The organism is Burkholderia sp. Ed8 (genome assembly GCF_040761425.1).
Classification (GTDB): domain Bacteria; phylum Pseudomonadota; class Gammaproteobacteria; order Burkholderiales; family Burkholderiaceae; genus Burkholderia; species Burkholderia seminalis.
Map to the genome: position 1 here is coordinate 110958 of NZ_CP142889.1, position 13787 is coordinate 124744.

The following is a 13787-nucleotide window of genomic DNA, read 5'->3' on the forward strand; positions in this document are numbered from 1 at the left end:
CTAGCGTTGTGCCGACACGGACGAGGCCGTGTCTGTCGCGGGTGCCGCGTTCGCCTGCGTCTGCGGCGTATCGGCCGCCACCTTGACCGGCGCGCCCGCATGCACGCTCTGCAGGCCGCTCACGATCACGCGGTCGCCGGTGTGCAGACCCGACGTCACGATCCATTGGTCGCGGAATGCGTTGTCGGCCACCACCTGCACCTGCTGCGCGTTGCCGGTCGCGTCCGCCACGTAGACGCTCGCCTTGCCGTCCGATGTGCGCGTCACGGCCATCTGCGGCACGAGTATCGCGTTGTCGTTTTCGCCTTCTTCCAGACGGGTGCGGACGAACATGCCGGGCAGCAATTCGCGTTCGGGGTTCGGGAACGTGCTGCGCAGCGTGACCGAGCCCGTCGTGGCGTCCACGGTCACGCCGGAGAACTGCAGCGCGCCGGGGTGGGCGTACTCGGTGCCGTCTTCCATTACGAGCGTGACGGCGGCGCTGTCGCTGCCCGTTTTCTTCAGGCGCCCCGAAGCGAAGGCCTTGCGCAGCTTCAGCCATTCCGTGCTGGGGCGCGTGACGTCGAGGTACATCTGGTCGAACGCCTGGATGGTGGCAAGCGCAGTGGTCTGGTCGGAGGTGACGAGCGCACCCTCGGTCACGCTCGATGCACCGATGCGCCCGGAAATTGGGGCGCGCACACGCGTGTATTCGAGGTTGACGCGCGCAGATTCGAGCGACGCCTCGTCGGCCGTGACGTCGGCTGCGTCTTCGCGAACGGCGGCGACGGCATCGTCGTAATCCTGCTTGCTCACGGCGTTGATCTTCACGAGTTCCGTGTAGCGATCCGCTTTCGTTTTCGCCGAGGCCAGCGTGGCGCGCGCTTTTTCGAGCGTGCCGCGGGCCTGGTCGTAGGTCGCCTGGTAGGTGGCCGGGTCGATCTGGTAGAGCACCTGACCCGCCTTCACGTCGCTGCCTTCCACGAACAGGCGCTTCAAGACGATACCGCCCACCTGCGGGCGGACGTCGGAAACCTTCAGCGAGGAAAGGCGGCCGGAGAGTTCGGTGGTTTCGACGATGCGCTGCGGCGCGAGCGTGAGTACGCCGACCGCGGTGGTTTGTGCGGCAAAGCCGGAGGGCGCGCCTGTCGGCTTGTTGCAGCCCGCGGTGCCGAGTATGGCGAATATCGAGAGCGCGGAAAATAAGCGCCGCGGCCTGCACATCGTGCGGTGGTGCGCGTGGTTAGAGAGGATTGACGTCTTCATCTTTGACCTGTTTGGACATCGCGATGCGGGAACGGGATGGCACCGAGCGCTTCAATGGCAGCTCAGCGGAACCGGTGCTGGGCAAGGCGTAACGCTACCGACGTCGCCTATTTCCGTGCTTACGGAAACTTACTGTCCGGTGACCCGAGAAGACAGACGAAAGAGACGGGGATGCTTGCTGCGTACGAAACGAAACACCAGGCGGTGCGGCACATACATCTGGCGAGCGCCAATACTCAGTAATATTTCGAAAGCCAGTCGAGCCTTCTCCGGGCTACCATCAATCCGTTCTCATCCCACCCGAATACCCGAAGTGCACGCACCCCCCTTTCCCGATTCCACGCTGCAGGTCCTGCTCGTTGATGACGACGCCGAGCTGCGCGACCTGCTGCGCAAGTTCTTCCAGCAACGCGGCAGCGCGTTCTCCGTCTTGCACGACGCCACCAATCTGGCGCGGCGGCTCGAACGCGAGCGGCCGTCCATCATCGTGATGGACCTCATGATGCCGGGCGTGGATGGCCTCACCGCGCTCAAGCAATTGCGCGCGCGCGGCGACACGATTCCCGTCATCATGCTGACCGCGCGCGCCGAAGGCGTGGAACGCGTGCTGGGGCTCGAACTGGGTGCGGACGACTATCTGGGCAAGCCGTTCATGCCGCAGGAACTGCTCGCACGCATCCACGCGGTGCTGCGCCGCCAAGGCCAGCCGCCAACCACGGTAATGCAGGAGAAGCGCGCCCCGTGCCGGTTCGGCCGTTTCGAACTGGATTTCTCGACGCGCACGCTGCTGAGGGAAGGCACACCCGTGAAGCTCACGGGCGGCGAGTACGCGCTGCTCGAGGTGCTGGCCTCGCACCCCATGGAGACGCTTTCGCGTGCGCGGCTCATCGAGCTGCTCCACGGTCCGGATGCCGAGGTGACGGAGCGCGGCATCGACGTGCCGGTATGGCGCCTGCGTCGCCTGATCGAGGACGATCCGTCCAATCCCCGGCGGTTGCAAACCATGCGCGGCGTCGGCTACATGTTCATTCCCGACATCCCGGCCGATGAAGAATCCATTTGATTCGATGTTCGGCCGGCTCGTCATCACGACGGTGGGCCTGCTCGTGCTGGTTCACCTCACGTCGCTGCTGCTGATCGACCGAACCCGCGCGAGCCTCACCGCTTTCCATATTTCGCGCGTCATGGAGGCAGCCGCCCGCATGGGCGATCACGATGGCGGCAGCGAACGGTCTGTGGCGAACATTCTCGGTATTTCGTTCGTGGACCTGAAGCAACTGCCGGCCGCCGAAGCGCAGCGCTTTCGCATCGACACGCTCGGGCCCATCGAACGGCAGCTGCGGCACGTGCTGCCGTCGGGCATCCACGTGGCGATGGATAGCGACGGCACGCTGCGCGTGCTCCCCGCAGGCAGCACGCGTGGCATCGTGCTCCCGCGGGCCGAGGTGCCACTGAGTCGTTTCACCGGGGTGCTGGCGTTGACGCTGGTGTTCGCTATCGTGGTTGCCGTCGTGCTTGCGTGGCACCTGAACCGCCCCATCCGCGATCTTGCCGCAGCCGCGCGTGAGCATCGCACTGGCCATCACCTGAACCGCGTGCGCACACGCGGGCCGCGCGAACTGCGCGAGCTGATTGGCGACTTCAACGACATGACGCGCGAGCTGGCCGAGGCAGAGCGCGAGCGCGCCGTGATGCTCGCGAGTATCGCGCACGACCTGCGGACACCGATCACACGCATGCAGGTGCGGGCAGACCTGCTGACCGACCGTAGCGATCGCGAGGGCTTTCTGCGCGATACCGAATCCATGTCGCGTGTCATCACGCAGTTTCTCGACTTTGCGCACGAGAGCCCCGAAGGGTCGCCGCAAATCAGCGTGGACACGCATTGTCGTCGCGATTACACCGACGCACCGAGTCCGGGCGGCGAAGCGCATACCGATGCACTTGTCACGCTCGATCTGCACGCGGGGCTCGACTTCATGCTGCCCATGGTCGATATCGACCGCATTCTCTCCAACCTTGTCGAGAATGCGCTGACCTACGGCGAGCCGCCCGTGGAGATCGCCACGCGAGCGCATGACGAGCACTACGAAATCGTGGTGCGAGATCACGGGGCCGGCGTGTCCGAGCCTGACCTGGACCGCGTGCTGCGTCCGTTTGTCCGGCTCGATCCCGCGCGCGGCGGCACCGCGCACAGCGGATTGGGCCTCGCCATCGTCCGCCGCCTCGTTCGCCATCACGGCGGCACGCTGCAGATTTCCAACGCGGCCGACGGCGGCCTTGTCATAGCGATGAGGTTTCCGAAGCACAGCGCCGCGCGATGAAGTGCCGCATGCGCTGTCGCCGCTCGTCCGGGGGGCAGCGGTGTCTAGTCGAGCTTCCCTGCGCCCACCGCTTCGGCAAGCGTGAGGGCGCCTTCGTTGAGGTCCTCGGTGGTGTGTTCACCAGGTGTTGGCGGAAGGGAGGAACGGCAACCCGACATCGATGACTCCGTTCACGATATGTTTCCCCTTCATCATCGCTTCCAGTGTTCGATACCGATGACTGTGCGGATCGTGCAGCGTGAGTGCACGTCGAAGTGATCGAGACCCTTTTCGACGTGACAGGATACGGGCGCTTCATGGCTGTTCAGCAGGGCCGCCAGACGGCGATTCGACCGGACGACGCGAGTCGAATCGAATTCCCCATAGCTCGGCGCGAATGACACAACTCGTCTACGTCCGCATTAAATTTGTCCACTCACGCAGTGGACCAAGCGTTCCGGCAGTACCCCCTGATTTCTAGACCGATTCCCGGCGCACCGTGCCGCCGGCCGGGCGAAGCACCGAGTTCAGACAGTACGCTTTCGACCTCAAGCTCAGTCAAGCTTCAATCACTGCATGAATCTGGCCGATGCTGTTGAAAGCCAATTATTTTGGCATCTGATACATTCCGTTGGCATCCATTTCGGGGGCACGTCATGAAACTTCGGACCGTGTATTTGAAGGTGAGTGATATGGAGACGTCCACTTCTTTCTGGGAGCGACTTCTCGGATATGAACCGCTGAAGCGGTCCGGCAAGTGGACTGAATTCTTGATCGGCACAAACAGACTGGGCCTTTTGTTAAACGATTTTGGAGACGAGATAAAAGGTAGCAGCTCCGTCCCGGTCTTTGAGTTCGAAGAAAGTGCACTTCACGAATTCGTGAAACGGGCAACAGAAAACGGCGCCGCCATCGTGATGGACGGATTGAAGATCGCGTCCATGAAAAGCATTGTATTGAGCAGCCCCGACGGACACGAGTTCGAGCTTTGCATGTGCCGCAACTAACCACGGGCTTTGCAGTTCGTCGTATGTCCCGCGAACGACCGCTTGGCGGCGACGAAGGGCCGTTGCAGGAGCCGCGACGAATGTCGCCCGGGTCGCAAAGCATCCTTCGCGCGAGCACACAACGGCCGCTCGACATCATGTGCCGCTGATTGTCGATGCCACATAACGGAAGGATAACGAAGTAATGCCGCTTATTTTCAGGCGTATCGACTCGAACTTCAATCACGGTAGCGCCCCGCATGCCGTGCATGCCAGGCTCAGCTCGCATACACGGTCAGGGTCCAGTCCAGCCGTGGCTCAAGATCCAGTGAACCCGCGCTCCGAGAGAGCCCAGGAGCACCGACCCGCCGAACGCCAGGTTCACCGCCGATTGCATCAGATCGTATTCAACGGAATTCTCAGATAGCGCTTGCCGTTGTTTTCCAAAGGCGGAAGGGCGCCGGCCCGCATGTTCACCTGCATCGCTTGAAGAATCAGCTTCGGCAAGGTCAGCGTCGCGTCTCGTGCGGTACGTGCCGCGACGAACGCGTCTTCAGTAATCCCGTCACGAACGTGTACGTTCGTGGTGCGTTCGGCCCCGATTGTCGTTTCCCACGCGTAGGCGTCCCGTCCGGGCGCCTTGTAGTCGTGACTCAGGAACAGTCTTGCTTCGTCGGGAAGGCAAAGCAGTCGCCGAATGGAGCGGAAAAGCCGCCTGGCGTCTCCGCCCGGCAAGTCGGCTCTCGCCGTCCCGTAGTCCGGCATGAACATCGTGTTGCCGCAGAACACCGAATCGCCGATGACGTAGGCGACACTGTCGGGCGTATGTCCGGGAACGTCGAGAACCCTGCACTCGATCGCCCCGATGTTGAATCGCTCGCCGTCATCGAACAGGTGATCGAATTGCGAGCCGTCGCGCAGGAACTCCGGTCCGGCGTTAAACAAGCTGCCGAAGCGTCGCTGTACCGCGGTGATCGCGCGTCCGATTGCGAGCGCACCGCCGACACGCGCCTGCAGAAAGGACGCGGCGCTCAGGTGGTCCGCATGGACATGGGTTTCGAGCAGCCATACGATCGAGAGGCCTTCCGATTCGATATAAGCGACGATAGCGCGGGCCGATGTCTCCGAACATCGGCACGTCGGTGCGTCGAAGTCGAGGACCGGGTCGATGATTGCTGCGGCAAGCGAGATCGGATCGTGAACGACATAACTCGCGGTAGATGTCGCCTCGTCAAAAAAGGAATGGACAACCGGCACCGGATGTTTTCCGGCACGCGTCCGAACGATGCCCGCGATGGCGCGTTCGAGCGATTGATCCACGCGATGTCTCCTTTTCTTGCCCCCGTCCGTCTCCGATTCAAGCCTCGGAGACGAGTTGGGCAAAGTGCGGTTCGAGTTCGGGAAAAGCATCCGCGTGCCGATCGCCAGGCCGGTTCGGCGTCGAGGCCCTGGATTCAGAGACCGACCCGACTGATGTCTGACCGCCCCGGCAAGGCGGCGAATCGATGGCCGACGCCTTGATCATTGCCGTCGCGTTGCTGCACATCGCGTTTCGCGCGCGCTTTGGACGAAAGACCGCGTCCCCTCGAGCAATCGAGTCGCCGCTCAGAATGCAAACGCCGTCCTTCCGGGCAATCACTCTCTGCCAGGTCTGCTCGCCGTATCGACACGTCGTTGAACTGCTCCACGAGACGAGCACGGTGTCGGCGGACGGGCGCTCGAGAATCACGATGCGGACCGCCCCGAGGTTCGAATCGGTCCTGCACGCACGCTCGTCCGCTCCCGCTGAAAGCGGTGCAGCCGGAGGCGATCGCAGGGCATCGAGGATCCTGTCCCAACGATTCCGGTCGCTGATGTCGTTTGCGACGTCGTCGATACCTGGAGTGTTTTCCATAGCTTCAATATCGCCGTTGGATGCTGGATGCAGCGTGAGAAACGGTGCTGCCAGGCGGGCGGTTTTTGCGCGGGGCCTGTGCAAAGCGCTGCACAGGCACATCGCAGACAGACGATTCAGCTTTGCAGGAAATCGAGTAGATCGAGGTTGACTGCGCTCGCGTTGATCGTCGCCATGCCGTGCGAGCCGCCGGGATAGATCTTGAGCCGTGCGTTCGGGGCGATTTCAACCGACCGTCGTGCCGATGCGTCGATCGGCACGATCTGGTCGTCGTCGCCGTGCAGAATGAGGAGGGGAACGTCGATTTTTTTCAGGTCTTCGGTGTAGTCGACCTCGGAGAATTCACGAATGCAATCAAATTGCCCCTTGATCGAACCCATCAGGCCTTGCACCTGGAAGGCGTCGATCGTGCCTTGTGACACGTCGGCACCCGGGCGGTTGAAGTTGTAAAACGGTACGGCGAGATCCTTGTAGAGCTGCGAACGATTGTTCACCACGCCGGCGCGCAGTCCATCGAATACATCGATCGGCAGACCGCCCGGGTTATCGGTGGTCTTGAGCATGATCGGCGGAACCGCGCCGATCAGCACCGCCTTTGCGACGCGTCCGGTTCCGTGGCGGCCGATGTAGCGTGCGACCTCGCCTCCACCGGTCGAATGCCCGACCAGCACCGCGCCGCGCAGATCGAGATGGTTCAGGAGTGCCGCGAGATCGTCGGCATACTGATCCATGTGGTTCCCGTCCCACGTTTGACCGGAACGGCCGTGGCCGCGGCGATCGTGTGCAATGACACGATAGCCTCGGGTGCCGAGGAACAGCATTTGTGCATCCCAGGCGTCGGCACAGAGCGGCCACCCATGGGAGAAGACGACCGGCGTGCCTGTCCCCCAGTCCTTGTAGAAAATCTCGGTACCGTCCGTGGAGTTGAAATAGCTCATGGCACGTTCCTGATCAGGTTGATTTGAAGGAAGTCTCGGGCAGGGCAATACGGAGCATCGTGTCGAGTTGGCGATCGCGAACGGCGCGTCGCACCGGCGCCCGCTGGTTTCCGGCGTGGCGGTGAGCAGCGACCCGCGCATGCGGGCCGCACTCACGAAGTGCGGGCATCGTCGTTTCGTTTCAGTGACTGCAGTCGTCACGCTCCGAATCGACGTGGCAACCCGCTGAGCCGCGGGAAATCCGGAGCGATCGTCATATGCATTGCGTCGATGGCGGGGCCGACGGTACGCGAGCGAACCCGCGTCAGCGCATGCCGCCGCTGGCGATGATGTGTTCGCCCGTCAGCCACTTTGCGTCGCCGGAAGCGAGGAAAACCGCAATCGATGCAACGTCGTCCGGCCGGCCCACGCGTCCGAGCGGCGTCTGGCTGACCGCTGAACTCTCGAACTCCGATCCGATCACGCCGGCGCTTTGCGCACCTTCGGTCACGATCACGCCGGGGTTGATCGTATTCACGCGAATGCCGCGCGGCCCGAGTTCGCGCGCGAGCGCGCCTGTGATGGAATCCACCGCGCCTTTCGTGCCGCTGTAGACGGCGGTCGTCGCCGGTGTGAGCGTCGAGACGACCGAGCTGACATTGATGATGCTGGCGCCTTCGCCCAGGTGCTGGACGGCGGCCTGTGTCGTGAGCAGGACCCCGAGCACGTTGATGTCGAATTGCCTGCGGTATTGCGCTTCCGTGAACGCCTCGATCGGCGCGAACTCGTAGACGCCCGAGTTGTTGACGAGAATGTCGAGGCGCCCATACGTTTCGATCGCCGCGTCGACGATGCCTTTCGCGTCGGCCGCCTTCGACACGTCGCCGCCCACGGCAACCGCTTTTCCCCCGGCCGTGGTGATGGCGGACACGACGTCGTCCGCGCCGGCCTTGCTGCTGGCGTAGTTCACGACGACCGACGCGCCCTCTGCCGCGAGCGCCTTGGCGATGGCGGCGCCGATACCTTTCGACGCACCGGTTACAACGGCCACTTTTCCTGCAAGCTTGCCCATGATGTTCACCTCAGTGTGAATGATTCCGTTGATGGACACCGGCCAGCCGTCTCGCACGATGCGATCGCCGGTGTTTTCTGCCTGTGCGGACCTGCATGCGGTCGCGATCGCCTGGCGCGGCGCGACTGGCCGGCCGTCGATGCGCGGGACATGGCATCGTCAACCCGGCCATGCCGAATCGCGGATGACGGAACAGAAATTCCCCCGATGGAAGTGAGGCTCCTTGTCGGCGATCACGTCGGCCTTCACGTTGCCGAACGTGGTCTCCGGTTTGTGCTTGATGCCGTTGTAGAACGCTTGAATGATCTCTTCCTTGAAGTGCGGCGGGCGCGGGTGCGCATGCGTCACGGCTTCGCGTTCCTCGTGCGAGAACGCATGGTACGAAAGTCCGAGCACATCCATCTCGACCCCGGCGGTCACCAGCGCAACGACCGGGTGCATATGGCGCGGAATGCCGGGCGTGGTATGCAGCGCAATGGCCGTCCAGACGAGATCGATGTCGGCCGCGGTGATGCCCCGGCCCGAGAGAAAGTCGCGGGCCGCATTGGCTCCGTCGACTTCGAAGCGTTCGGTGGCGCTGCTGTACGCGCCGGTGAGGCCGATGTCATGGAACATGGCGCCCGCGTACAACAGTTCCGGATCGAATTTCAGGCCGCGACGCACGCCTTCCAGGGCGCCGAACAAATAGACGCGGCTCGAATGATGAAAGAGCAGCGGGGTGGACGTGTCGCGCACGAACTCGGTAATTTCCCGCGCAAGCTGACTGTCGGGCACGGCGACATCCTGAATGACCTGCGACATGACGGTTCTCCATCGAAATGTGAGCGGATGCCGGCGTCCTGGCGGACGCCGCACGCGAACGGCCGGTTACTTCGCCGCAGCCGTCGCCCCGATTCCCGCGAGGGCCTCGCGAACGCCCGCGCCGTACTCGGGGTCCGCCTTCGCGCAATGGAGGATGTGGCGTTCCTGGATAGGCGCGTGGACGGAGGCCAGCTGCCGGGCGGTGTTGTCGAACAGCACCTGTCGCTGCGCCCGACTCATCAGGCGAAACAGATTCCCTGGCTGCGCGAAGTGATCGACGTCCACGCGGTGGTCCCAATGTGCGGCGTCGCCTTCGATTCGCAGCGGCGGCTCGTGAAGATCGGGCCGCACTTCCCACTCGCCGGCACTGTTCGGGTAGTAGGACGGCGTGCCGCCGAGGTTGTCGTCGGTGCGCATGGCGCCATCGCGGTGGTAGCTGTGGAAGGGGCACTTCGGCGCATTGACGGGAATGTGATTGAAGTTCACGCCCAGTCGATAACGTTGCGTGTCGCCATAAGAGAAGAGCCGCGCCTGCAGCATCTTGTCCGGCGAAAAGCCGATGCCGGGCACGACGTTCGCGGGCGAGAACGCGGCCTGCTCGACCTCGGCGAAGTAGTTGCCCGGGTTGCGGTTCAATTCGAGCACGCCGACCTCGATCAGCGGGAAATCGCTTTTCGGCCAGACCTTGGTCAGGTCGAACGGGTTGAACGGCAGCGCCCTGGCCTCGTCGTCGTTCATCACCTGAATGAAGAGGGTCCAGCGCGGGAACTCGCCGCGTTCGATGCTTTCGTAAAGGTCGCGGCCATGCGTTTCCCGGTCCTTGCCCACGAGCTGTTCGGCTTCGCCGTCGGTCAGATTCTCGATGCCTTGCTGCGTACGGAAGTGGAATTTCACCCACGTCCGCTGGTTGTCGGCATCGACGAGGCTGAACGTATGGCTGCCGAATCCATGCATGTGACGATAGCTGCGCGGGATGCCCCTGTCGCTCATGACGATCGTGACCTGATGAAGCGCCTCCGGCAGCAGCGTCCAGAAGTCCCAGTTGCTGTTTGCGCTGCGCAGTCCGGTGCGCGGATCGCGCTTGATCGCGTGATTGAGATCGGGAAAACGCAGCGGATCACGGAAAAAGAACACGGGCGTGTTGTTGCCCACGATGTCCCAGTTTCCTTCTTCCGTATAGAACTTCACCGCGAAGCCCCGGATATCGCGTTCGGCATCGGCGGCGCCGCGCTCGCCGGCGACTGTCGAAAAGCGCATGAATACCGGCGTTGCCTTGCCGATTTCCGAAAAGAGTTTCGCCTTGGTGTAGCGCGTGATGTCGTGCGTGACCGTGAATACGCCATGCGCGCCCGATCCTTTGGCGTGCATGCGTCGTTCGGGAATGACCTCGCGGTCGAAGTGCGCGAGTTTCTCGATCAGCCAGATATCCTGCAGCAGCGCGGGACCGCGCGGGCCGGCCGTTTCGATGTTCAGATTGTCGGCGACGGGCGCACCGGTTGCGTGATCGAGACGCGTAGACGTATCGCGATTTTTCATGCGTCGACTCCAGGAGGGGTGGGCGGACCGGCGCAGCGCCATGCCGTTTCGGGGCGGGCGGCCGCGCGAGGCTTTACGGGAAAATCAACGTGCAATTTCGGCAGGTGCGCCGACATGAAACGGCCGGACCGCGATGGCCACCCGTTCGACGAGTGACGCGCCACGGAGGCATCGACGAGTCGATGTGAGAGAAGCGTACCCGCGGGGTGCCCGCGCGATCTTGTATAAAACACCGGTTCGTTGGACGATTCGCGGACGACCGTCGAATACCGGGGGCAGGGGCTGAATCCGGATCAGGAGGCGGCGGTGCGGGGTGCGTCGGTGCATGTCGAGCGGACACACATGCGCCGCCCGTGACGTTTGCACCGGTGCGGGGCTATCGGTTGCGCTGCGCCCAGTCTTTCGGCCCGCACCCCTCGAGACGCGAGAACACGCGCGAGAAATGGCTCTGGTCGAAAAATCCGCAGTCCGACGCGATGCTGGCCAGGCTCGCATCGGTGTCCCGCAACAGCGATTTCGCACGCTCGATACGGCGCTTGAGCAGCCACTGATGGGGCGTGCTGCCGGTGGTCTGCTTGAAGGCTTCGCCGAAGTAACTGGTGGAGAGATTGCACTCGCGCGCGAGATCGGCGATCGACGGATTGTCGTGCAGGTGGGACGCGAAATAATCCTCGATGCGCCGCATCTGCCAAGGAGCGAGTCCGGAGCGGCGCGGCCGGAGCGCCGGATCGGCTCGGCCATAGCGTGTGACGACGTGTTCGCAGAACGCCAGCGCGAGGTAATCGATGAACAGCGCACTCGTCAGGTTGGGCTGCTGCAGGACCGTCTGCAGCGTATGCGACAGACTGAGCAGCACCGGGTCGCTGGCGCCGAGATGCGGCTGCACGAGTCCTCCTATGCGCCGGCGCCGCTTTTGATCGGTGAATTCCTCGATCGCGCCCTGGGCCAGATAGAGCCGCATGGTATCGAACGGCATGTCGAGACGGCGCGTCGGGCTCGAGCGCAGGTCGAGCAGAAAGCAACTGCCGGGACTGCACGACGCGGACGCGTCGAGATTGCCGCTTGAATAACGGAGGCCGGGATCGGGGCCGAGTATCAGCGGCATCTGGAAGACGAAGGCTTCCTCCGGTTGCGGCGTGAGCGAGCGCCCCGGCTGGGGCCGCGGGTTGATCAACCGGGTGAACGAAATCGGTTGCCCGTGGGAGAAAACGCCGGCCCGCACGGTCGGTGCATCTCGCAGGAGAAACCGTCTGGCGAGCGTGTCGTCTGCAACCGGTTGACCGTAATCGACAGGATCCTTGTCGTTCATTCATCGCGCCCTGGAGTGCGCCCGGTCGGGCGTGGCGTGCCTTTGCCCGACGGCGGGTTCAAATGAAATCAGGCCCAATTTAGCGCAATTCGATGACGGCCGCGCGATGCGTGCAGTCACGCGCGTGACGCTGTCCGATCGCGGGTGCGACGCGCACGGCAATGGTGCGATTCGCACTCGCGCGGAACCGGACGGTGCGCGGGCGTCGTTGCGCGCGCCAACGCAGGGCGGCTTCGTCAGCGTGAACTCAACGACGTCTGACCGCCGTGCGATGCTGGGTCCCAGCCGCCGCCGAGCGCCTTGAACGTCGAGATCGCGGCCCGCGCGGATTCCGTCTGTGCTTGCGCACGCGCGTCGGCGGCCTGCAGCAGCGTCTCGTTCGCGTGCAATACGTCGATGAAGCTCGCCGCACCGCTGCGGTACGCGGTCATCGACGCATCCTTGGCGCGGGAAAACGACGACTCGGCATGCGACAGCGTGGCCGCCTGCGCCTGTCGATTCACCAATGACGAGAGCGAGTTCTCGACGTCCTCGGACGCGCGGAGGACGGCCTGCCGATAGGCCGCGAGCGCCTGCGCGTCGGCGCCTTTCGCCGCTTCGACATCGGCGCCGATGCGCGCGAAATCGAACAGGCGCCAGCGCAGCCCGACGAGGCCGGCCGCCTGGTTGGCGCCGCTCGAGAACAACGTACCGGTGGCGGCGGCGGTCGCGCTGCCGAGGAAGGCGTTCAGCGAGACCGTCGGGTAGTACTCGCCGATCGCGGCGCCAATGCGCGCATTGGCCGCGGCGAGGTGACGTTCGGCGGCGATCAGGTCGGGACGTCTTTGCAGCAGATCGGCCGGCGTGCCCATTTCCGCGAGCGACGGCGCAACGGGGATCACGGCGGGCGGGCTCAGCTCCGCGCGGTGCGTGCCGGGAGGCGTGCCGAGCATCACGTCGAGGGCGTTCGACGCCGCGTCGAGCGCCGCGAGCAGGACGGGCACGCTGGCCTGAACCTGATCGAGCGCGCCTTGCGCCTGCTGAACCTGATAGTCGGCCGCCGCACCTTTCGAATACAGGAGTTTCACGTCCGCGAGCAGTGTCTGCTGCGTCTGCACCTGCCGGGTCGCGATGTCCAGACGGGCCTGGAGCCCCCGGATCGTGACGTAGAGGTCCGCGGTCTGGGCCGCGACGGCAAGGCGGGTGGCGACCGCCGCCGCCTGCGTCGCCGAGTAATCGGCGAGCGCGGCTTCACGCTGGCGGCGCAGACCGCCAAAGATGTCGATCTCCCAACCGGCCTCCAGGTTGGTTTCGTACTCGGTGCCCCAGCGCGCGTAACCCGGTGTGGCATTGAGCAATTGCCCCAACGGCGTGTCGACGGACTGATAGGCGCGGGCCGCCGACGCGGAAACCGAGGCCGACGGGAGGAGCGCCGCGTTGGCCGTGCCGAGGCGCGCGCGTGCCTGAGTGATTTGCGCGACGGCCTGAGCCAGGTCCAGGTTCTGCGCTAGCGCCAGCGAAACGTAACGCGTGAGCAGCGGGTCGTTGAAGCTTTCCCACCAGGCGGAGAGATCGGCAACCGGAGCCTGTGCCGTGCCGGCGGACGGCTGGGTCAGGTAGTGCTGCGCCAGCGGCGCATCCGGGCGGTGGTAGTCGGGACCCACGGCGCACGCCGAAAGGGCGGCGACGCTGGCCAGGAGAACAAGTGGACGGTGCAGGGGCATGATCATCTCGGGAGCGCAACG

The 13787-nt window shown here is 64.0% G+C and carries 12 protein-coding genes; 3 read left to right on the forward strand and 9 right to left on the reverse strand.

The genetic code is table 11. The features are described from left to right. Positions 1–1245: an efflux RND transporter periplasmic adaptor subunit gene (locus tag VXM69_RS34760; RefSeq protein WP_367190634.1), complete on the reverse strand. Its 1245-nt coding sequence runs from the start codon at positions 1243–1245 to the stop codon at positions 1–3. 313 nt (positions 1246–1558) lie between these two features. Between VXM69_RS34760 and VXM69_RS34765 the strand changes: the two genes are divergently transcribed. The 3 genes from VXM69_RS34765 (at position 1559) to VXM69_RS34775 (ending at position 4555) form a co-directional block, all read left to right on the forward strand. Then, positions 1559–2308, forward strand: a complete 750-nt coding sequence (locus VXM69_RS34765) for a response regulator (protein ID WP_175027779.1) — start codon at positions 1559–1561, stop codon at positions 2306–2308. Continuing rightward, complete coding sequence (locus VXM69_RS34770; RefSeq protein WP_200088039.1) at positions 2292–3569, forward strand: ATP-binding protein; 1278 nt, start codon at positions 2292–2294, stop codon at positions 3567–3569. The genes VXM69_RS34765 and VXM69_RS34770 overlap by 17 nt, the downstream gene beginning before the upstream one ends. 671 nt (positions 3570–4240) lie before the next feature. Further along, entirely contained in the window at positions 4241–4555 is a 315-nt protein-coding gene (locus tag VXM69_RS34775; protein WP_231750658.1) for a VOC family protein, read from the forward strand. Positions 4556–4930: 375 nt separating this feature from the next. Here VXM69_RS34775 and VXM69_RS34780 read toward each other — a convergent pair whose 3' ends face one another. The 8 genes from VXM69_RS34780 to VXM69_RS34815 all read right to left on the reverse strand — a co-directional run bounded on the left by VXM69_RS34780 (position 4931) and on the right by VXM69_RS34815 (position 13766). Next, positions 4931–5830: an MBL fold metallo-hydrolase gene (locus tag VXM69_RS34780; protein ID WP_367190812.1), complete on the reverse strand. Its 900-nt coding sequence runs from the start codon at positions 5828–5830 to the stop codon at positions 4931–4933. Between the two features lie 61 nt (positions 5831–5891). Further along, on the reverse strand, positions 5892–6428 hold the full coding sequence (locus VXM69_RS34785) for a DUF3331 domain-containing protein (protein WP_185733135.1): 537 nt from the start codon (positions 6426–6428) through the stop codon (positions 5892–5894). A 116-nt stretch (positions 6429–6544) separates the two neighbouring features. Continuing rightward, a complete protein-coding gene (locus VXM69_RS34790; RefSeq protein ID WP_069706410.1) occupies positions 6545–7366 on the reverse strand; it encodes an alpha/beta hydrolase in 822 nt (273 codons plus the stop codon). Positions 7367–7670: 304 nt separating this feature from the next. After that, positions 7671–8417 carry a glucose 1-dehydrogenase gene (locus VXM69_RS34795; protein ID WP_034190443.1) on the reverse strand — a complete coding sequence of 249 codons (747 nt, stop codon included), beginning with the start codon at positions 8415–8417 and terminating at the stop codon, positions 7671–7673. 159 nt (positions 8418–8576) lie between these two features. Next, positions 8577–9218: an HD domain-containing protein gene (locus VXM69_RS34800; protein ID WP_124671152.1), complete on the reverse strand. Its 642-nt coding sequence runs from the start codon at positions 9216–9218 to the stop codon at positions 8577–8579. A 66-nt stretch (positions 9219–9284) separates the two neighbouring features. Continuing rightward, on the reverse strand, positions 9285–10754 hold the full coding sequence (locus VXM69_RS34805) for a catalase (protein WP_367190813.1): 1470 nt from the start codon (positions 10752–10754) through the stop codon (positions 9285–9287). A 376-nt stretch (positions 10755–11130) separates the two neighbouring features. Beyond that, positions 11131–12063, reverse strand: coding sequence for an AraC family transcriptional regulator (locus VXM69_RS34810; protein WP_082744782.1), 933 nt, complete (start codon positions 12061–12063; stop codon positions 11131–11133). 236 nt (positions 12064–12299) lie between these two features. After that, a complete protein-coding gene (locus VXM69_RS34815; RefSeq protein ID WP_367190635.1) occupies positions 12300–13766 on the reverse strand; it encodes an efflux transporter outer membrane subunit in 1467 nt (488 codons plus the stop codon). Positions 13767–13787 lie beyond the last annotated feature (21 nt).